Annotated in this window: 18 protein-coding genes; 6 read left to right on the forward strand and 12 right to left on the reverse strand. The window is 67.1% G+C overall.

The window, feature by feature from the left end:
* Positions 1-9 precede the first annotated feature (9 nt).
* Complete coding sequence (gene speB, locus AC1ZQA_RS14910; protein ID WP_482677624.1) at positions 10-963, reverse strand: agmatinase; 954 nt, start codon at positions 961-963, stop codon at positions 10-12.
* Positions 964-1,174: 211 nt separating this feature from the next.
* On the opposite strand from speB, the gene AC1ZQA_RS14915 reads away from it, so the two are divergent.
* On the forward strand, positions 1,175-2,539 hold the full coding sequence (locus AC1ZQA_RS14915) for an aspartate aminotransferase family protein (RefSeq protein WP_482677625.1): 1,365 nt from the start codon (positions 1,175-1,177) through the stop codon (positions 2,537-2,539).
* A gap of 4 nt (positions 2,540-2,543) precedes the next feature.
* Here the strand turns inward: AC1ZQA_RS14915 and AC1ZQA_RS14920 are convergent, their stop codons facing one another.
* From AC1ZQA_RS14920 to AC1ZQA_RS14950, 7 genes are all read right to left on the reverse strand, one after another.
* Positions 2,544-3,059 (reverse strand): DsrE family protein, encoded by a 516-nt coding sequence (locus tag AC1ZQA_RS14920; RefSeq protein ID WP_482677626.1) that lies wholly within the window; start codon positions 3,057-3,059, stop codon positions 2,544-2,546.
* Between the two features lie 114 nt (positions 3,060-3,173).
* A complete protein-coding gene (locus AC1ZQA_RS14925) occupies positions 3,174-4,169 on the reverse strand; it encodes a sulfurtransferase (protein WP_482677627.1) in 996 nt (331 codons plus the stop codon).
* A 128-nt stretch (positions 4,170-4,297) separates the two neighbouring features.
* The gene (gene rodA, locus AC1ZQA_RS14930; RefSeq protein ID WP_482677628.1) at positions 4,298-5,416 is read right to left on the reverse strand and encodes a rod shape-determining protein RodA; all 1,119 of its coding nucleotides are present in this window, start codon (positions 5,414-5,416) and stop codon (positions 4,298-4,300) included.
* Complete coding sequence (gene mrdA / locus AC1ZQA_RS14935) at positions 5,413-7,611, reverse strand: penicillin-binding protein 2 (RefSeq protein ID WP_482677629.1); 2,199 nt, start codon at positions 7,609-7,611, stop codon at positions 5,413-5,415. The genes rodA and mrdA overlap by 4 nt, the downstream gene beginning before the upstream one ends.
* Positions 7,612-7,673: 62 nt before the next feature.
* The gene (gene mreD, locus AC1ZQA_RS14940) at positions 7,674-8,210 is read right to left on the reverse strand and encodes a rod shape-determining protein MreD (protein ID WP_482679343.1); all 537 of its coding nucleotides are present in this window, start codon (positions 8,208-8,210) and stop codon (positions 7,674-7,676) included.
* Between the two features lie 54 nt (positions 8,211-8,264).
* Positions 8,265-9,215, reverse strand: coding sequence for a rod shape-determining protein MreC (gene mreC, locus AC1ZQA_RS14945; protein ID WP_482677630.1), 951 nt, complete (start codon positions 9,213-9,215; stop codon positions 8,265-8,267).
* Positions 9,216-9,293: 78 nt separating this feature from the next.
* Positions 9,294-10,337, reverse strand: a complete 1,044-nt coding sequence (locus AC1ZQA_RS14950) for a rod shape-determining protein (RefSeq protein ID WP_482677631.1) — start codon at positions 10,335-10,337, stop codon at positions 9,294-9,296.
* A 245-nt stretch (positions 10,338-10,582) separates the two neighbouring features.
* Here AC1ZQA_RS14950 and gatC point away from each other — a divergent pair, with 245 nt between their 5' ends.
* Genes gatC through gatB form a run of 4 tightly spaced genes read left to right on the forward strand, consistent with a single transcriptional unit; the run spans position 10,583 to position 14,502 of the window.
* On the forward strand, positions 10,583-10,882 hold the full coding sequence (gene gatC / locus AC1ZQA_RS14955) for an Asp-tRNA(Asn)/Glu-tRNA(Gln) amidotransferase subunit GatC (RefSeq protein ID WP_482677632.1): 300 nt from the start codon (positions 10,583-10,585) through the stop codon (positions 10,880-10,882).
* 5 nt (positions 10,883-10,887) lie between these two features.
* Positions 10,888-12,399 (forward strand): Asp-tRNA(Asn)/Glu-tRNA(Gln) amidotransferase subunit GatA, encoded by a 1,512-nt coding sequence (gene gatA, locus AC1ZQA_RS14960; protein WP_482679344.1) that lies wholly within the window; start codon positions 10,888-10,890, stop codon positions 12,397-12,399.
* A gap of 4 nt (positions 12,400-12,403) precedes the next feature.
* Entirely contained in the window at positions 12,404-13,042 is a 639-nt protein-coding gene (locus AC1ZQA_RS14965) for a LysE family transporter (protein ID WP_482677633.1), read from the forward strand.
* Positions 13,043-13,053: 11 nt separating this feature from the next.
* Positions 13,054-14,502, forward strand: a complete 1,449-nt coding sequence (gene gatB / locus AC1ZQA_RS14970) for an Asp-tRNA(Asn)/Glu-tRNA(Gln) amidotransferase subunit GatB (protein ID WP_482677634.1) — start codon at positions 13,054-13,056, stop codon at positions 14,500-14,502.
* Between the two features lie 103 nt (positions 14,503-14,605).
* Here gatB and AC1ZQA_RS14975 read toward each other — a convergent pair whose 3' ends face one another.
* Both AC1ZQA_RS14975 and AC1ZQA_RS14980 read right to left on the reverse strand, forming a co-directional pair.
* Positions 14,606-15,319, reverse strand: a complete 714-nt coding sequence (locus tag AC1ZQA_RS14975; RefSeq protein ID WP_482677635.1) for a class I SAM-dependent methyltransferase — start codon at positions 15,317-15,319, stop codon at positions 14,606-14,608.
* A complete protein-coding gene (locus AC1ZQA_RS14980; RefSeq protein ID WP_482677636.1) occupies positions 15,319-15,888 on the reverse strand; it encodes a hypothetical protein in 570 nt (189 codons plus the stop codon). The genes AC1ZQA_RS14975 and AC1ZQA_RS14980 overlap by 1 nt, the downstream gene beginning before the upstream one ends.
* Before the next feature lie 176 nt (positions 15,889-16,064).
* Between AC1ZQA_RS14980 and AC1ZQA_RS14985 the strand changes: the two genes are divergently transcribed.
* Positions 16,065-16,937 carry a LysR family transcriptional regulator gene (locus tag AC1ZQA_RS14985; protein ID WP_482677637.1) on the forward strand — a complete coding sequence of 291 codons (873 nt, stop codon included), beginning with the start codon at positions 16,065-16,067 and terminating at the stop codon, positions 16,935-16,937.
* Positions 16,938-17,062: 125 nt separating this feature from the next.
* On the opposite strand, the gene AC1ZQA_RS14990 is transcribed toward AC1ZQA_RS14985, so the two are convergent.
* Both AC1ZQA_RS14990 and AC1ZQA_RS14995 read right to left on the reverse strand, forming a co-directional pair.
* Positions 17,063-17,362, reverse strand: coding sequence for a hypothetical protein (locus tag AC1ZQA_RS14990; protein WP_482677638.1), 300 nt, complete (start codon positions 17,360-17,362; stop codon positions 17,063-17,065).
* A 45-nt stretch (positions 17,363-17,407) separates the two neighbouring features.
* Positions 17,408-18,739, reverse strand: coding sequence for an NAD(P)/FAD-dependent oxidoreductase (locus tag AC1ZQA_RS14995; protein ID WP_482677639.1), 1,332 nt, complete (start codon positions 18,737-18,739; stop codon positions 17,408-17,410).
* Between the last annotated feature and the right edge of the window lie 105 nt (positions 18,740-18,844).

The following is an 18,844-nucleotide window of genomic DNA, read 5'->3' on the forward strand; positions in this document are numbered from 1 at the left end:
CCTCCAGGGTCAGGTTGTAGCGGATCGATCCGCCGCGAGCCGCGCGCACAGATACGTCCAGACGCACAGCGCACCGATGTTGGAGGTCAGTTCGGCATGGTCGTAGGGCGGTGACACTTCCACGCAGTCCATGCCGACAAAGGGAAGTTGCATCGCGCACAGTTCCTCCAGCAGAGAGAGCAGTTGCGCGCTGCTCAGGCCGCCGGGCTCGGGCGTGCCGGTGCCGGGAGCAAAGGCGGGATCGAGACAGTCGATGTCGAGCGTGACATAGACCGGCGCGCCGCTCGCTGCCAGCCGGGCGCGGATGTCGGCAGTGACAGGCGCGACTTGCGACGGGCTCTCCAGGCCGCGCAATTCCCGCGCGGTGATCACCCGGCCGCCGATGGTGTTGACGTACTCGCGCGCCGCGCGCTCGGCTGCCGAGCGAATGCCCACCTGCACCATGCCCTGCGGCACCACCAGCCCTTCCTGCACCGCCTCATGCACCCAGGTGCCGTGGCCAGAGGGCTCGCCGAAATGGTCGGTCCAGGTGTCGCAATGGGCGTCGAAATGCAGCACGGCCAGCGGCTGCCCATGCACGGCGCGCAGCGCCCGCAGCAAGGACAGGGTGATGGAATGATCGCCGCCCAGCCACACCATGTGCTGCCGTGCAAGCAGTGCCCTCGCCTGGGGTTCGAGCGCCGCGCGCATCGTCTCCAGGCTGGTGTTGGGCAGGAAAAGATCGCCGTGATCGCAGAGCTGTGCCGTGGGCGAGAGGTCGAACAGCGGATGCGTGGCGTCGCACAGCATCTGGCTGGCCTGACGCATGGCGTTCGGGCCGAAGCGGGCGCCGGGGCGGTTGGTCACCGCCCCATCCCAGGCCACGCCTGCCACGCCAAAGCGGGCAGCCGACGCATTCTCGCCGCACGCGGATGCGCCGAGAAACCGTTGCTGTGACAGATAGGCAAAAGCGTGCTGAACCATGTTTTTGGATGATGTGAACGGACTGCGAAGTTCAGCGAACACCGATGAAGCCTTGCAAGCGGACTGCAGCCTATCCGGAAAATTGCAGGGACGATAGAGCCACTTTGCCGCCCTCGCGCGGGGCCATTTCATTGTTTTGGCCGCCCCTTGCCATGCAGTGATGGTCTTGCGCATACTGTTTGCCAACGCACATTCGTCGCACCGCCTAGCCATGCCCCAGACCCTGATTTCCGCCGATCGCATCGCCCGTTTTCATGCGGCTGAAGCGGCCCGCTTTCTCGCCGACCACCCGCGCTGCGTCGCGCTGCACGCACAGGCACAACGCCATTTCCTGTTCGGCGTGCCGCTGCACTGGATGGCCGATGCGCCGTCGCCGGTACCGCTGTATGTGGACCGGGCCCAGGGCGCGCGGCTGTTCGATGTCGATGGTCACGAGATCATCGATTTCTGCCTGGGCGACACCGGCGCGATGTTCGGGCACAGCCCGGGGCCGATCGCGCGCGCGCTGGCGCAGCATGGCGGCGATGGCGCAACCACCATGCTGCCGTCCACCGTGGCGCTCGACGTGGCGCAGCTGCTCGAGCAGCGCTTCGGTCTGCCGATGTGGCAGTTCACCGCCAGCGCCAGCGATGCCAACCGCTTCCTGCTGCGCTGGGCGCGGGCGATCACCGGGCGCAAGCTCATCGTGGTGTTCAACGGCTGCTATCACGGCACGGTCGATGACGTGTTCGTCGATCTGGACGCAGACGGCAGCACGCACACCCGCCCGAGCCTGCTCGGGCAGGTGCACGATCTCACCGCTTTCACCCGCGTGGTCGAGTTCAACGATCTGGACGCGCTGCGCGCCGCGCTGGCTGCGGGCGATGTGGCCTGCGTGCTCACCGAGCCGGTGCTCACCAATATCGGCATGGTGCTGCCCGAGCCCGGCTTTCTCGACGCCGTGCGGGCGCTCACCCGCGAACACGGCGCGCTGCTGCTGATCGACGAGACGCACACCATCTCCTGCGGCCCCGGCGGCTATTGCCGCGAACATGGGCTGCAGCCCGATGCGCTGATTCTGGGCAAGCCGATCGCTGGTGGCACGCCCGGCGCCGCGTACGGCTTCACCGCCGAGGTCGGCGCGCGGATGCAGGCGGCAAAGAGCGCCGCGCCGCCCGGACATTCGGGCATCGGCACCACCTTGTCTGCCGGGCTGTTGACCCTGCGGCTGATGCGCACCATGCTCGCCGAGGTGATGACCGACGCCGCCTATGCGCAGATGTTCGCGATCGCAGAGCGCGTGGCCGCCGGGCTCGAAGGCATCATCGCGCGCCACGGCCTGCCATGGACCGTCACCCGCATCGGCGCGCGCTGCGAGGTGCAGTTTGCGTCACGCCGCCCGCGCAACGGCACCGAAGCCCGCGCCGCGTTCGATGACGCGCTGGAGCCCGCGCTGCAACTGGCCCTGCTCAACCGCGGCGTGCTGCTCACGCCGTTTCACAACATGCTGCTGGCCAGCCCGGCGCATGCGGCAGCGGACGCCGACACGCTGATCCAGGCTTTCGACGCCGCGCTGGCCGCATTGCGCGCGGCGTGAGCCTTCAGGGCTTGATGTAGGCGAAGCCGGCTTTTTCCAGTTGCATGATGCGCACCACGCCGGCGGGAACGACCACGGCCGAGGGCACGAGCACCGGCAGATGGCCGAGCTTCTTGGCCATCCCCTCCATGGTGTTGTGGCAGGCGTCGAATTCCACGCCCTCGGCATTCTCGGAAGAAATGCGCTGCGCCACGGGGCTGTCCTTCAGCAGCATGAGCAGCCCGGGGCCGTAGGCCACGACCACCACGCGCACCTTTTCCTGACCGAAGTAGTCGAGCAGGTTCTGCGCGTTGTTGAGCACCAGTTGCCAGCGCTCGAGATTGTTCTCGCTGACCTGCAGCACCACCTTGTGTTCGACAAACGGCAGGTCATGAATGAAGGTCGGCTTGTCGAAGTTGAAGTCGCCCAGCATCGACGGGTTGGCGGCCTGCGCCAGGCCGCTGCCCAGCAGGCCGAGCAGCACGGCCAGAGCCATGCCGGGCAGACGGAATAAAAGGACATGACGGGTTTGGGAATGCATGGTTGTCTCCTCGGTTTTGGGTGGTTCTCTTTTATCGCGGCATGCTGCAGGATGGATCGACCGGCACGCAGGCTTGCGCTCCACGCGCCGGTCAATGTGCAGCCAGGCGGACGGTCAGAAGTTGACGATGGGCAGGCCGCGCTGCACCCATTCGTTCAGGCCGCCCGGATATTCGCGCAGGCCTTTTTCGCCCATGATGCGATCGATCACGAACCAGGTGCCCGCCGCGTACTGTCCGGTGTTGCAGTACACAATGCCAGGAGCAATCCGGTGCACGCCCGCGCCAGCCAAGACCTTGCGATACACATGCGCCGACAGAAAGCGCCAGGAGCCGTCGTCCGCATTGCGGTAGAGCAGTTCGGCCGGCAGCGCGGTGCTGCCGGCAAGACGGCCACCGACCGGAATCACCGGCGTGCGTTCCAGCCCGGCGAACTGCGCCAGCGGGCGGGCATCGAGCAGCAGCCTGTGCCCGCGTTGCGCCGCCTGCACGTCGGCGGTCGTGGCCAGCAGCGCCGGGTTGGGTTCCTTGGCTTTCCACTTGCTCGAACTCATCGGCGCGATGGCATCGGTGTCCACGTCATACCCGGCGGAAATCCAGGCATGCATGCCGCCGTTGAGAATCGCGATTTGCTCGGGCGGAACGCCAAAAACCTGCAGCTCCCAGGCGAAGAACGCCGCCTCCTGCAGCGAGGTGGCATCGTCCCCCGTGGGCACGATGACGATGGGCTTGCCCGGCTGCAACTGCACCGCCTGCATGCTCTCCTCGAATTCCTTGGCCGTCGGCAGCAGGAAGTCGATCGTCTTGCCATTGATCACATGCTTCTGGCGCAAGCCCCAGAAGTTGACCGACAGCGCGTCCGTGATGTGCCCGCCCACTTCCTCGAGCACCTTTTGTCCCTTGACCGTGCTGAACTTGGGATCATTGGTCAGCGAATTCAGGCTGTCGCGGATGTCGACAATCTGCACCTCCTTGGCATGGTCGTGCAGCCACGGCGGCGTGACTAGCGGGCCAGGCAGCACCGCCGCCTGCGCCGCACTCACACCCGCCGCAAGCGCGAACAGCAGCGCCCCCAGCCAGCCCTTGATCGAACCCCTGTCTTGCTTTGTCATCGAACTCCTCCTGTTTTGATATTCGGGTGGGCGATTATGACGCGAAGGCCCTCAACAAAAACAGGGATTTGTTTGGTTGACGGATATCGAATTTATGGATGAACCTGCGCGGAATTCTGCGCAGGCGGTCAGCTCTGCACCAGCCGCTTGGACTTGGCGATCGAAAACAGCATGCCCGCACCCAGCATCAGGGTGATCAGCGCGGTGCCGCCGTAGCTGACGAAGGGCAGCGGCACGCCCACCACGGGCAGGATGCCCGACACCATGCCCATGTTGACAAAGGCATAGATGAAAAAGATCAGGGTGATGGACGCGGCGAGCAGGCGGGAGAACAGGGTCGGCGCGTTGGAGGCGATCATCAGCCCGCGCAGAATGAAGAAGGTGTAGGCCGCCAGCAACACCAGATTGCCGGCCAGCCCCCATTCCTCGGCCAGCACCGAGAACACGAAGTCGGTGTGCGACTCGGGCACGAAATTCAGATGCGCCTGCGTGCCGTGCAGGTAGCCCTGGCCGAATACCCCGCCCGAGCCGATGGCGATCATGCTCTGGATGATGTTGAAGCCCTTGCCCAGCGGGTCGCTCTGCGGGTCGAGCAGCATCATCAGCCGCTGGCGCTGGTAGTCGTGCATGAAATGCCACAGGACCGGGGCGCCCGCCGCCGCCAGCGCCAGCAGCAGGGCGATGACCCGCCACGACAGCCCGGCAAAAAAGATGACAAAGGCGCCGGTGAACAGCACCAGCAACGCGGTGCCCAGGTCGGGTTGCTTGGCGATGAGGCCCACCGGCAGCAGCAGAATGGCTGCGGCAATGGCGAAATCCTTCACCCGGATCTGGCCTTCGCGCTTCTGGAAATACCACGCCAGCATCAGCGGCACCGCAATTTTCATCACCTCGGAGGGCTGCACCACGGTCACGCCCAGATCGAGCCAGCGCCGCGCGCCCTTGCGCACCAGGCCGAACGCTGCGGTGGCGATGAGCAGCGCCATGCCGAAGGTATAGACCGGCACGGCGAGCTGCATCAGCCGCTGCGGCGGCACCTGCGCGGTGACAAACAGCACCAGAAAGCCGATGGCCAGATTGCGCAGATGATCGCCAAACGGCACATGCGCGTCCTGCAGCGCGGAAAACAGCACGATGCAGCCGATGGCCACCAGCCAGAGCAGACCGGCCAGCAGCGGCGCGTCGAAACCGCTGATGTAGGGTCGCAGGCGCTGCCACAGCGGTGGACGTCCGAAGGTTGCACTCATAGCCGGACTCCTTCCGATTCGTCGGTCACATCGGGCCGCGCGCCAAAGCGGGTGAACAGCGGCGCGCGCAGTCCGGCAGTGCAGGCCACGCGCAGGGCATTGCCCAGCGCATCGGCGTCGAAGGCGGTGGGACTGGCTTTCGCCGGGGTCGATGCCGCAGGGGCGGAGGGACCAGGGGCGGCGGCCGCCGCTGCAGAGGCTGCGCCTTGTGGCGCGGATGCCGCGGGCGCAGGCGGCGGCTTGGCTCCCGGAATGGGCGGCACGCCCTCGCGCTCTCCGGCATAGACGAACTGCACCGGCTGCGGCCGGGTGCCGCTGATTTTTTCGATCTCCTCGTCGGTGGGGTAGAGCCCGAGCAGGTGATAGTCGAGGGCCTTGCGCGCAATCGGCGCGGCTGCCGCACCACCAAAACCGGCGTTCTCCACGATCATCGCCAGCGCAATGACCGGGTTTTCGGCCGGGGCGTACACCACGTACAGCGCATGATCGCGCAGATGGTGCGCCACGTCCTTGACGTCGTAGGTCTGGTTCTGGCCCACAGTGAATACCTGCGCGGTGCCGGTCTTGCCCGCGCTGGTGTAGGGCGCGCCCTTGAACGCGTCCGCGCCGGTGCCGCCGGGCTGGTTGACCGCCATCATGCCGCCATGTACCACCTGCCAGTAGGCCGGATTCATGTCGATGCGCTCGGCCACCGGCGCCTGCACCGGGGTGAAGCGGCGCGACTCCATGTCCTCGATTGCGCGAACCACGCGCGGGGCATAGCGCGTGCCCTGATTGGCCAGCGTGGACAGCGCGGTGGCCATCTGCAGCGGGGTGAAGGTGTTGTAGCCCTGGCCGATGCCCAGGCTGATGGTGTCGCCGGGATACCAGACTTTCTGCGCCGGGCTGCGAAATGCCTTGCGCTTCCAGGCCTTGGACGGCAGCACGCCCTTGGCCTCGCCTTTCAGGTCGATGCCGGTGGCCTGACCGAAGCTGTATTTGGTGGTGTAGTTGGCCATGCCGTCCACGCCCCAGTCGTGGGCCACCATGTAGAAGTACACGTCGCACGACACTGCAATGGCCTTGTGCATGTCCACGACGCCATGCCCACCCGGCACATCGTCGCGAAAGCGGTGCCCGGCAAACATGAAAAACCCGGGATCGCGGAAACTCCACTGCGCCGTGCGGATGCCGTCGGTCAGCGCGCCCATGGCCAGATACGGCTTGTAGGTGGAGCCCGGCGGAAAGGTGCCGCGCAGCACGCGGTTGAGCAGCGGACGGTCGGGCGAGGTGTTCAGCGCGTCCCAGTTCGCCTGGTCGATGCCATCGACGAACAGATTGGGGTCGAAGGTGGGCATCGACACGAAGGTCAGCACCTCGCCATTGCGCGGGTCGATGGCCACGCAGGCGCCGCGCCGCTTGCCATACAGGTCTTCGATGAGCTTCTGCAGCCGGATGTCCACGCCCAGCACCAGGTTCTGCCCCGGCGTGGCCGGCACGGTCTTGATCTTGCGCACCGGACGGCCCGTGGCGTTGACCTCCACCTCCTCATAGCCGGTGACGCCATGCAGCTCCTTCTCATAGGCCTGCTCCACGCCGAGCTTGCCGATGTGGTCGGTGCCGAGGTAGTTGCTGGCGTCGTCGCTGTCGTCGATGCGCTGCTGCTCGGCCTGGTTGATGCGACCGATATAGCCCAGCAGATGGCAGCCCAGCGCACCGAGCGGATAGCTGCGGAACAGCCGCGCCCGCACATTCACGCCGGGAAAGCGAAAGCGCTGCGCCACGAAGCGCGCCACCTGATCGTCGGTGAGCTTGTTGAGGATGGGCAGCGACTCGAAGCGCCGCGACTGCGCCAGCAGATTGTTGAACCGCCGCTCGTCGAATGGCGTGATCGGCACGATGGCCTTGAGCGCGTCGATGGTCTGCTGCAGCGTGCCCTTGACCTTCGACGCCGTGATCTCCAGGGTGTACGCGGCGTAATTGCTCGCCAGGATGATGCCATTGCGGTCGAGAATCAACCCGCGCTGCGGCGGAATGGGCACCAGCGCGATGCGGTTGTCCTGCGCCTGCGTGGAGAACTGCCGGTGCCGCACCACCTGCAGCCACAGCCAGCGCCCGATCAGCAACGCGAAGCTCAGCACCACCACGCCAGCAGCCAGAATGAGGCGGCGGCGAAAACGGAACAGCTCGCGTTCGATATTGCGCAGTTCGTTCATCGCAAGGGCAACTCAGGCATGTTCTGAGCGGGCGGCACCCGCAAGGTTCAGCAACAGCACCATCACAGCGGGCGGTTGCGGTCAGAGTCGGGCGCGCGCCGTTGCGGCGCCAGCAGCAGCCAGGACAGCGGCGCCCACAATGCAGCCTGCAACAGCGGCGCCAGAAAGAACGTCCAGCCGGGAAAGCTGCCGCCCGACCACATGCCCACCAGCAGCAGCATCACCTGCGCGGCAATGAACAGCGGCAGCACATGCAGCGCCTGCTGCAGCGCCGGGAACCACAGCAGGCGCCGGTGCAGGCTGATGGCGAAATAGCTCAGCACGGTGTAGATCAGTGCATGCTGGCCCAGCACCGCGCCCTGCTGCACATCCACCATCAAGCCCAGCACAAAGGCCACGGCCATGCCCACGCGGCGCGGTTGATGCACATTCCAGAACACCAGGGTGAGCGCCACAGCGTCCGGCATCCAGGCCAGACGTCCCAGCGGCAGAAAATCGAACAACAGCGCGAGCAGCAGGGTGAGCGCGATGAACCAGGGCTTGACCGGCAGCAGCAGCACTTCGCGCGCGCCCCCGGCAGGCGCGCGCGCCGTGGGCATGGGCGCAATGGCTGGACGGCGGCGGCGCGGCAGAAGGTTCACGGCAACCCGACTTCAGCGCACACGACCATCTGCCGGAGCCGACGCGGCACGCACCTTTTGCGCAGCCGACTTCGCCTTGCCCGCATCGGCAGGCGGCGCGGGCACCAGCGGTGTGAGCGGCTTGAGCACCAGCACATGCCGACCGCCTTCCACATCGGCCAGCGGCGCGCACATCACCCGGGCAAACGCCGTGTCGCGCTGGCGCACCACGGCGGTGACCCGCGCCACGCGCAACCCAGGGGTGTAGATGCCGTCCACCCCGCTGGTCACCAGCAGGTCGCCCACGCGCACATCCGCAGCGGCCGGCATCCAGCGCAGTTCCAGCCCGCCCTGGCCGAGTCCGGGCTCGCCATACAGCACGCCGCGCTCGCCGGTGCGCTGGTTCTGCACCGGCACCACGGCGTCACGATCGGTGATGAGGGTGACCTCGGCACTCCAGGGATAGTCGCGCGTGACCTGCCCGAGCAGCCCGGTTTCGTCGATCACCGGCGACCCCAGCGCGACTCCCTGCAGACTGCCGCGGTCGATGACCACGGTGCGATTGAACGGATCGCTGGCCTGCGCGCTGATCTGTGCCGCCACCGAGGTGGGCGGCATGCTTTGCTGCAGGTGGAGCAGGGTGCGCAGGCGGTTGTTCTCCAGCCGCAACTGCGCCTCCATCTGGGCCTGCAGCGACAGCGCCACATTGGCCCGCTTCAGGCGGACGATCTCCTGCTGCGACTGCACCGGCGATTCGAGATAGCGGCCAAGCTGCTGCGACCAGTCCACCGGCGCCTGCGCCAAGCGCTGCAGGGGATAGACCGCCACCGACAAGCCCTGCCGCAGCAGCGGAGTCACCTTGAAGCGCGCGTCCAGCGCCATCAGCAGCACGGCCAGCGCGGAGAACAGCAGCAGCCGCGTCAGCGCAGACGGCCCCTGCCGGAAAAACGGCGGAGGAGAGCGCTCAAGAGTGCCGTAGGCCATGGGAAGGAGATGACACGCTGGGCCGAATGCCCGAACCGGAGCCCAGCCCGAACGGCCAGCCCCGCGCGGACAGGCTGATTATTCGGAAGTGAAAATGGTGCCCAGCCGGTCCATGCGCTCCAGCGCCATGCCGCTGCCACGGGCCACACAGGTCAGCGGCTCTTCGGCCACCAGTACGGGCAGGCCGGTTTCCTCGGCCAGCAGGCGGTCGAGATCGCGCAGCAGCGCGCCGCCGCCGGTAAGCATCATGCCGCGCTCGGCAATGTCGGCGCCGAGTTCGGGCGGGGTCTGCTCCAGCGCGTTTTTCACAGCCGAGACGATCTGGTTGAGCGGATCGGTCAGCGCTTCGAGAATTTCGTTGCTGGAAATGGTGAAGCTGCGCGGCACGCCTTCGCTGAGGTTGCGGCCCTTGACTTCCATTTCCTTGACCTCGCTGCCGGGGAAGGCCGAGCCGATCTGCTTCTTGATGGCCTCGGCCGTGGGCTCGCCGATCAGCATGCCGTAGTTGCGGCGGATGTAGTTGATGATGGCCTCGTCGAACTTGTCGCCCCCCACGCGCACGCTGCCCTTGTAGACGGTGCCGCCCAGCGAAATGACGCCCACTTCAGTGGTGCCGCCGCCGATGTCCACGATCATCGACCCGGTGGCTTCCGACACCGGCAGCCCGGCGCCGATGGCCGCAGCCATGGGCTCCTCGATCAGATAGACCTCGCTGGCGCCCGCGCCCAGCGCCGACTCGCGGATGGCGCGGCGCTCGACCTGCGTGCTGCCGCAGGGCACGCAGATGATGATGCGCGGACTGGGCCGGAACATCCGGGTGTCATGCGCCATCTTGATGAACTGCTTGAGCATCTGCTCGGTGACGGTGAAGTCGGCGATCACGCCGTCCTTCATCGGGCGGATGGCTTCGATGTTGCCGGGCACCTTGCCCAGCATCTGCTTGGCTTCCTTGCCCACGGCCTGGATGGTTTTCTTGCCGCTGGGGCCGCCTTCGTGGCGAATGGCAACGACCGAGGGTTCGTCGAGCACGATGCCCTTGCCGCGCACATAAATCAGGGTGTTGGCGGTGCCAAGGTCGATCGCCAGATCCGTCGAAAAATACTGCCGGAATGTTCGGAACATGGAATGAGTGGGCGCCAACTGCGCGCCGGGCTTTCAGGTGGTTTCTGGTGGTGTGTGAAATAAGCAACAAACGGGCTTGATTTTTCTGACAAATCCCGTGCGCCAAATCGAAGCATCATAACCCATGCATGCGCTTAAAATGGTGTTTTCCGCGCGTCTCTGCAGGGGAAGCTCCCCGATCCGCCCACCTGCCGGGCGGCATGGTCTGCCATGTGTTGCGCGCCCCCGATCGCCACTGCCCCACCATGTCCCTCACCCTTCCCGATATCGACCGCCTGGCGCAGCTCGCCCGGCTGGATCTGTCCGCCAGCGAGCGCGAACACATGCTGACCGATCTCAACGCGTTCTTTGCCGTGGTCGAGCAAATGCGCGCAGTGGACACCGCAAGCGTTGCGCCGCTGGCGCACCCGCTGTCCGCCGTGCAGGACATGCCGCTGCGCCTGCGCGACGACGTGGTCACCGAGGGCGACATCCGCGACGCCGCGCTGCGCAACGCCCCCGACGCGCAGGACGGGCTGTTCCTCGTGCCGAGGGTGGTCGAATGAGCACGATGTCCAACGATTTCGCCACCGCCGATCTGCGCACCCAGTGCGCCGCGCTCGCCGCCCGGAAGGTCTCCAGCGTCGAACTCACCCGCGCCGCGCTCGACCGCATCGAGGCGCATGCCGACCTGGGCGCCTTCCTGCATGTCGATGCCGAGGGCGCGCTTGCCGCGGCGCAGGCCGCCGACGCCGCGCGCGCCGCTGGGGACACGCGGCCGCTGCTGGGCGTGCCGCTGGCGCACAAGGATGTGTTCGTGACCCGCGCGATGCCCGCCACCGCCGGCTCGCGCATGCTGCAAGGCTACGTCAGCCCGTTCGACGCCACCGTGGTGGCGCGGCTGGGCGCGGGCGCCGATGGCTTTGCCGGTGCCGGCATGATCACGGTCGGCAAGACCAATATGGACGAGTTCGCGATGGGATCGGCCAACGAGAATTCGGCCTACGGCGCGGTGCACAACCCCTGGGACGCCGCGGCGATTCCCGGGGGATCGTCCGGCGGCTCGGCAACGGCAGTCGCTGCGCGCCTGGTCGCCGCCGCCACCGGCACCGACACCGGCGGCTCGATCCGCCAGCCCGCGGCAATGTGCGGCATCACCGGCATCAAGCCAACCTACGGCCTGTGCTCGCGCTACGGCATGATCGCCTTCGCCTCCAGCCTCGACCAGGCCGGGCCGATGGCGCAAACTGCGTACGACTGCGCGCTGCTGCTGCAACACATGACCGGCTTCGACCCGCGCGACGCCACCAGCGTCGACCGCCCCGTGCCCGACTATGTCGCCGCGCTGGGCGAGCCCCTGCCCGGCGCCACCGCCGCGCAGCCGCTGGCCGGCCTGCGCATCGGGCTGCCGCGCGAGTATTTCGGTGCCGGTCTGGCCGCAGAGGTCGACGCCGCGGTGCGCGCCGCCCTCGCTGAACTCGAACGTCTCGGCGCTGCGCTGGTGGACGTGTCGCTGCCGCTGACCGATCTGTCCATCCCGGCCTACTACATCATCGCCCCGGCGGAGGCCAGCTCCAATCTCAGCCGTTTCGACGGCGTGCGCTTTGGCCACCGCGCCACGCACTACAAGGACCTGGCCGAGATGTACGGCAGAAGCCGCGCCGAGGGCTTCGGCCCCGAGGTCAAGCGCCGCATCATGATCGGCACCTATGTGCTGTCGCACGGCTATTACGACGCCTATTACCTGCAGGCGCAGAAAATCCGCCGCCTGATCGCCGACGATTTCGCCCGCGCATTCTCCGAGTGCCACCTGATCGCCGGGCCGGTGTCGCCGACGGTGGCGTGGAACCGGGGCGAAAAGGCCGACCCGCTGGCCAACTACCTCGCCGACATCTACACCCTCTCGGCCAGTCTGGCCGGGCTGCCGGGCATGAGCGTGCCTGCGGGCTTCGGCGCGGGCGCCAATGCCCGCCGCCCGGTGGGCCTGCAGCTCATCGGCCCGCATTTCGCCGAAGGCCGTCTGCTGCAGGTCGCGCACCAGTACCAGCAGGTCACCGACTGGCACCGGCGCAGTCCGGTCTGACGCGATGGACTGGCACACCTGGCTGACCTTCTTTGTCGCGAGCTGGCTCATCAGCCTGTCGCCGGGTTCGGGAGCCATTTCCTGCATGACCACCGGGTTGCGCCACGGCTGGCGGCTCGGGGTGTGGAACATCCTCGGCCTGCAACTGGGCATCGCGGCCATTCTGGTGGTGGTCGCTGCGGGCCTCGGGGCGGTGCTGGCCGCGAGCGAAACCGCGTTCAGCGCCGTCAAGTGGTTCGGCGTGGCGTATCTGCTGTGGCTGGGCGTGCAGCAATGGCGCGCTCCGGCGCAGGGTCTGGTCGAGGCCGATGGCAGCGCCAGGAACACGGTGCCCCCCACCCGCTGGCAGCTCGTGCTGCGCGGCTTTCTCATCAACGCCAGCAACCCCAAGGGCCTGGTGTTCATGCTGGCGGTGCTGCCGCAGTTCATCAACCCGGCCCAGCCGCAGTTGCCGCAATATCTGCTGTGCGGGCTGTCGCTGTTCATCACCGACATCGTGGTGATGAATGGCTACACCCTGCTGGCCGCGCGCGTGCTGCGCGCCCTGCGTGCGCCGCAACATCAACTCTGGCTGCAGCGCAGTTTCGGCACCCTGTTCATCGGGGCCGCGCTGCTGCTCTCGGCGTTCCGCCGTTCAACGTAAGGAATCGCATCATGCAATGGGAAGTGGTCATCGGGCTGGAAACCCACGTTCAGCTCTCCACCCGGTCCAAGATGTTCTCGGCCGCGTCCACTGCGTTTGGCGCCGCACCCAACACCCAGGCCTGCGCGGTGGATCTGGCGCTGCCCGGTGTGCTGCCGGTGGCCAACCGCGCCGCGGTGGAGCGGGCCATCCGCCTCGGTCTGGCGCTGGGCGCGACCATCGCACCGCAGTCGGTGTTCGCGCGCAAGAACTACTTTTACCCCGATCTGCCCAAGGGCTACCAGATCAGCCAGTATGAAATTCCTGTGGTGCAGGGCGGGGTGGTCGAGTTTCTGGTGGACGGCAAGCCGCACCGCCTGCAGCTCACCCGCGCCCACCTCGAGGAAGACGCGGGCAAGTCGCTGCACGAAGCCGGACTGTTCGACCGCGCAGGCAACGCCGCCAGCGGCATCGACCTCAACCGCGCGGGCACGCCCCTGCTCGAAGTGGTGACCGAGCCCGAGCTGCGCAGCGCACGCGAGGCCGCCGAATATGCCCGCGCGCTGCACGCGCTGGTGGTGTGGCTGGACATCTGCGACGGCAATCTGCAGGAAGGCTCGTTCCGCTGCGATGCCAATGTGTCGGTGCGCCGACCCGGCGAGCCGCTGGGCACACGCTGCGAGATCAAGAATCTCAACAGCTTCCGCTTCCTCGAGAAAGCCATCGAGTTCGAGGTGCGCCGCCAGATCGAACGCATCGAAGATGGCGGCAAGGTGGTGCAGGAAACCCGGCTGTTCGACCCCGACAAGGGCGAAACCCGCACCATGCGCACCAAGGAAGACGCGCACGACTACCGCTACTTCCCCGACCCCGATCTGCCGCCGCTGGTGATCTCGCCCGAGTGGATCGAGCAGGTGCGCGCCACCCTGCCCGAGCTGCCGCGGCAGATGGCCGCACGCCTTGTCGGCACCCACGGCCTGAGCGCCGAGGCTGCCGCACAGATGACCCAGACCCGTGCGCATGCCGCCTACTTCGAGGCCTGCGTGGCCGCAGGCGCGGCGCCCAAGCTCGCCGCCAACTGGATCATGGGTGAACTCGCCGCCCAGCTCAACCGTGAGGAGCGCGACATCGGCGCCAGCCCCGTCACCCCCGCGCAACTCGCGGCGCTCACCAGCAAGATCAACGACGGCACCCTGTCCAGCAAAACCGCCAAGGAGGTCTTCGGCGCGCTGTGGACGGGCGAACACGGCGGCAACGTGGACGCCATCATCGACGCCCGCGGCCTGGCGCAGGTGAGCGACAGCGCCGCGCTGCAGGCTGCGGTCGACGCCGTGCTCGCCGCCAATCCGAAGAACGTCGCGGAATATCGCGCCGGCAAGGACAAGGCGCTCAACGCCCTGGTCGGCCAGGTGATGAAAGCCACCGGCGGCCGCGCCAATCCACAGCAGGTCGGAGAGATGTTGCGCAAGGCGGTCGGGTGAGGCGGCGTTGCGGCTGAACTCTGCACGGCAGGAGAGCTCAAGGGGGCTCGCGCTGCGGAGCCAGACCTGACCCCAATGCCTCTCCGAAACGGGGCGAGGACGCTTAGTCCGGCTTGCGGGCCACGATGAAGACCCGGAAGTCCTTGCCCCGGGTGCCGTGTCGCTCGACCGAGACAATGTCCATGCCCTGGCGGGCGATGGCCGCCTGCAGCGCGTCGGCGTCGAAGCACAGCACGTGGGGCGCCTTGCCAACGGCCTGCATCACGGGTACGGCCAGGTAACGGATCAGCGGGTTCAACTCGGTGAGACAGGCCGTCTTGGAAATCAGCAGGCCACCCGGCCGCAAGGCCCGCACCGCCTGTTGCAGCGTGCGATCGAGATTGGTCACGAGGTGCAGCAGGTTGAAGGCCAGCACCACGTCGAATGCATCCGGCCCGGCCACCGGCTCCTCGGCGTCGGCCACGGCAAAGCACACCTGGGGCACCGACTGGGCAGCGAGCTTCTCCTGCGCGATGGCGATCATGCAGGCGGACACGTCAGTGGCCAGCAGACGGCGCGTGAAGGGCGCCAGGCGCAAGGCGGTGGTCCCGGTGCCACAGCCGATTTCCAGCACGTCCTGATCGGCGGTCAGCAGGTGTTCCACCTGCCGCAGCGTGAATTCGTAGCCGGCCATGTCGGCGATGGGGGCGGCCGCGTACTTGAGCGCGATGCGGTCCCAGAAGCGGGCCTTGCGGGCAGCCGATCCTTCCAGTTCATCTGCGGGCGTCAGTGCCCGCAGCGGGCTGGCGCATGTTCGGTGCAGCGAAGGGCCGGGCATCACCGTGCCCCCGGCTGCAACGCCGCAGCCAATGCGGCTTCCATGTCTTGTGGCAGCGTGGCCACTCCCTTGATGATGCCTGGGCCACCGTTGCGCCAATGCACTGAGAATGCACGCCGTTTTTCGCTGGGCGGCTTGTACTCCTCGATGTCGAGGACGACTTCGGTTCCGCCTTCAACCAGCGCCACGGACGCGCCGATCTTGACGAACGGCCCGAGCTCGCGAACGGCCAGGGCAACGAGTGTGTCGGAGCGCTGCGCCGCGTCGGCGGCGGCCGACTGAACGTACGGCGCGGACAGCTGCGGGACTCGCCGCACCGTGACCGATGCAAAGCAACCCGAGTCCCGGAAGAACCGGGCAATGCCTTCGCTTGCTGCAAGCTCTCGTGCCTGAACATCCTTCTGGTCAGCACGCCACTGCGGAGCCCAGACGACCCATGCAGTGGACGACGCATGGCACACCGGTGGCTGCGGCGAGGGCGTGAAACGCGTGCTGGTGGTGGCAGCGCAGCCGCAAAGCGCAACAAGAAGCACAGCGGCAAACAGGGAACGCTTGCGCATGGCGTGCATGCAATTTCGTGACGCCAGACCACCCGCATCAGCGGTTGGCGAGATTTCGGCGCGGGATGTGATGGCGGAAGTCGGCATGGTCAACAACTGAAGTCGTTTGCGCAATGGACGCATGCTATCCATGCGCAACTTCAAGAGGAACTGCGGTAAATTGCAGTGAACATATACAAATTTGCATGGATCACCTCGACTGGAACCAGCTCAAGGCCTTTCTGGAGACCGCGGAAACCGGCTCGCTGTCGGCGGCCGCGCGCAAGCTGGGCCTGACCCAGCCCACGCTGAGCCGTCAGGTGGCGGCCATCGAACAGCGCATGGGCGTGACCCTCTTCGAGCGGGTGGGCAAGACCATGGCGCTGACGCCAACCGGGCAGGACCTGCTGGCGCATGCCCGCGCCATGGGCGCTGCCGCCGATGCACTGAGACTGGCGGCCAGCGGCCGCTCGCAGGCGGTGGGCGGTGTGGTGTCGGTCTCGGCCACCTTCGGGATGGCCGCCCACTTCCTGGCCCCGCTGGTGCGGCAGTTGCGCGAGAAGGAACCGACCATTGCCATCGAGGTGATCGCCACCGATGCCAACAGCGACCTGCTGCGCCGGGAGGCGGACATCGCCGTCCGCCATGTCAAGCCCGATCAGCCGGACCTGATTGCCCGGTTTGTCCGGGAGGCCACGGCCCACTTCTACGCGACCGAGGAATGGGTGAAGACCCACGGCCACCCACACCGCGCCGAGGAGGCGGCCCATCTGCCCTTCGTGGGCGCCGACCGTTCAGGCCACTTCCTGGCCTTTCTCCGCCAGCAGGGCCTACCTCTGCGCGAGGCCAACTTCAGCTGCTACGCCGACCACTCGCTGGCGCAATGGGCGCTGGTGCGCCAGGGCATGGGGATCGGCGCCATGGCGGACGAGATCGCCCGCGACACCCCGGGCATGGTCCGCGTGCTGAACGAGTTGCCGCCCGTGCGCTTCCCGATCTGGCTGGTCACCCACCGCGAGCTGCGCACCTCGCGGCCCATCCGTGTGGTGTTCGATGCGCTGGCGCAGGGTCTGGCCTGAGTGATGAGGCGTTCAAGCTATGACTGGGGACCGGTCGCGCTTCACAGCACGATCGGCACAAGAGCTTCGCGATGGACATGCTTGCTTCCCACGTCCGGCTGAGCACCCCGGGCCGCCCGCCGCGATCAGTTTTTCTGCCCTGTCACTGCAGCCGACTCCAGCCACAGCGTCGCGGCCTGGGTCAGTATGGTGTTCACGCCGCCTTCCGTTTCCACGGCCCGGTCGCGCAGGCGCTGCGCCAGATCGGCGGGCAGTTTGCAGGTCAGTTGCACCAGCTTGGGCGCGGCGTCCTTGGGTTTGGTCTCGGCTTTCACGGCAGCGGCCTTGGCGCCCTGGCCGAAACGCTGCGGGATGGTGCCGGACTTCAGCTTGCCGTCGAGTTTCTTGGCAAGATGTTTTTCAAGGTCGGTCTTTTTCATGCTCATGGGCGATCCCCGGTGGTCTGGATGCGCATTGTCCCCCAAGGCGTGTCAATGCAGCTTGATGCGCGGCTCGGTGGTGCGCGAGATCATGCGCGCCAGTGTGAGGAAGGCGGTCTTCCAGAAACCGTGCAGCGCGTGCAGGTGCATGCGGTAGAGCAGCCAGTAGATGAAGCGGGCGAAATGCCCTTCGATGAACAGGCTGCCCCTGGACAGCCCGCCCATCAGATTGCCCACGGTGCTGTGCTCGCCCAGCGACACCAGCGAGCCGAAGTCGCGATAGCGAAAGGTCAGCAGCGGCTTGCCCTGCAATTGCCGCGCGATCTGGCGGGCGACGAGACTGGCCTGCTGGTGTGCCGCCTGAGCACGCGGCGGCACATTGCCGTCATGCCCCTCCCACGCGCAGGCGGCGCAGTCGCCCAGCGCGTAGATGGTGTCATCGCGGCTGGTCTGCAGGGTGGGGCGCACGACAAGCTGGTTGATGCGGTTGGTCTCCAGACCGTCGATCTCGCGCAGGAAATCCGGCGCCTTCACACCCGCCGCCCAGACCACCAGCTCAGCGGGCAGAAAGTCGCCATCCGCCGTGCGCACGCCCGTGGCGGTGACCTCGGTGACGCGCTTGCCGGTGTGCATCTGCACGCCGAGCTTGGCCAGCTCTGCAGCGGCTGCGGCCGACAGACGCTCGGGCAGCGCGGGCAGGATGCGGGGCGCGGCCTCGACCAGACTGAGCCGCACATCGCGCTCGGGGTCGATGCGGTCCAGACCATAGGCGGCCAGCACCCGCGTGGCGTTGTGCAGCTCGGCCACCAGCTCCACCCCGGTCGCCCCGGCGCCGATGGCCACGACCTTGAGCTGCTCCGGCCGCAGTGGCTCGGTCTGGGTGTTGGCGGCAATGCAGGCATTGACCAGGCGGCGATGAAAGCGCCGGGCGTCTTCGGGCGTGTCCAGGGCAATGGCCTGTTCGGCCGCGCCGGGGGTGCCGAAGTCGTTGTTCTGGCTGCCCACTGCGATCACCAGAATGTCGTAGCCGATGCGACGGCGCGGCACGATCTCGCGGCCGGCGTCATCCAGCGTGGGCGCAACCAGCACCTCGCGGCGCGCGCGGTCGAGACCGTCCATCGCGCCAAGCCGGTATTTGAAATGGTGCCAGGTGGACTGGGCGAGGTAGTTCAGCGCGTTGTCATCGATGCCCAGCGTGCCGGCGGCCGCCTGATGCAGCAGCGGCTTCCACAGATGACTGCGGCCGCGCTCGATCAGGGTGATGTCGGCCTGGCCCCGTCGCCCCAGGGTGTCGCCCAGGCGGGTGGCGAGCTCCAGCCCGCCCGCGCCACCGCCGACGATGACAATGCGCGGCTGCGAGGAATCGGTTGCGTTCAGTGGCATGGTCTTGCGCCGTGGTTGCGATGGCGTCATTGGAGACCGGCTTTGCGGCGGGCGCAAGCGGCGGCGTGACCACTAACATGCACGCCTAGCCGCCGTCCCTGCCAG

The organism is Thiomonas sp. DCM-2, assembly GCF_056820905.1.

What these genes read in the sequence shown, in the direction of transcription:
- AC1ZQA_RS14975 (WP_482677635.1), bottom strand. Translation starts at nt 15,319, where the DNA reads ATGCCCGGCCCTTCGCTGCACCGAACATGCGCCAGCCCGCTGCGGGCA.
- AC1ZQA_RS14990 (WP_482677638.1), bottom strand. Translation starts at nt 17,362, where the DNA reads ATGAGCATGAAAAAGACCGACCTTGAAAAACATCTTGCCAAGAAACTC.
- AC1ZQA_RS14950 (WP_482677631.1), bottom strand. Translation starts at nt 10,337, where the DNA reads ATGTTCCGAACATTCCGGCAGTATTTTTCGACGGATCTGGCGATCGAC.
- gatB (WP_482677634.1), top strand. Translation starts at nt 13,054, where the DNA reads ATGCAATGGGAAGTGGTCATCGGGCTGGAAACCCACGTTCAGCTCTCC.
- gatA (WP_482679344.1), top strand. Translation starts at nt 10,888, where the DNA reads ATGTCCAACGATTTCGCCACCGCCGATCTGCGCACCCAGTGCGCCGCG.
- AC1ZQA_RS14920 (WP_482677626.1), bottom strand. Translation starts at nt 3,059, where the DNA reads ATGCATTCCCAAACCCGTCATGTCCTTTTATTCCGTCTGCCCGGCATG.
- AC1ZQA_RS14965 (WP_482677633.1), top strand. Translation starts at nt 12,404, where the DNA reads ATGGACTGGCACACCTGGCTGACCTTCTTTGTCGCGAGCTGGCTCATC.
- rodA (WP_482677628.1), bottom strand. Translation starts at nt 5,416, where the DNA reads ATGAGTGCAACCTTCGGACGTCCACCGCTGTGGCAGCGCCTGCGACCC.
- mrdA (WP_482677629.1), bottom strand. Translation starts at nt 7,611, where the DNA reads ATGAACGAACTGCGCAATATCGAACGCGAGCTGTTCCGTTTTCGCCGC.
- AC1ZQA_RS14995 (WP_482677639.1), bottom strand. Translation starts at nt 18,739, where the DNA reads ATGCCACTGAACGCAACCGATTCCTCGCAGCCGCGCATTGTCATCGTC.
- mreD (WP_482679343.1), bottom strand. Translation starts at nt 8,210, where the DNA reads ATGCCCACGGCGCGCGCGCCTGCCGGGGGCGCGCGCGAAGTGCTGCTG.
- AC1ZQA_RS14915 (WP_482677625.1), top strand. Translation starts at nt 1,175, where the DNA reads ATGCCCCAGACCCTGATTTCCGCCGATCGCATCGCCCGTTTTCATGCG.
- speB (WP_482677624.1), bottom strand. Translation starts at nt 963, where the DNA reads ATGGTTCAGCACGCTTTTGCCTATCTGTCACAGCAACGGTTTCTCGGC.
- AC1ZQA_RS14980 (WP_482677636.1), bottom strand. Translation starts at nt 15,888, where the DNA reads ATGCACGCCATGCGCAAGCGTTCCCTGTTTGCCGCTGTGCTTCTTGTT.
- AC1ZQA_RS14925 (WP_482677627.1), bottom strand. Translation starts at nt 4,169, where the DNA reads ATGACAAAGCAAGACAGGGGTTCGATCAAGGGCTGGCTGGGGGCGCTG.
- mreC (WP_482677630.1), bottom strand. Translation starts at nt 9,215, where the DNA reads ATGGCCTACGGCACTCTTGAGCGCTCTCCTCCGCCGTTTTTCCGGCAG.
- gatC (WP_482677632.1), top strand. Translation starts at nt 10,583, where the DNA reads ATGTCCCTCACCCTTCCCGATATCGACCGCCTGGCGCAGCTCGCCCGG.
- AC1ZQA_RS14985 (WP_482677637.1), top strand. Translation starts at nt 16,065, where the DNA reads ATGGATCACCTCGACTGGAACCAGCTCAAGGCCTTTCTGGAGACCGCG.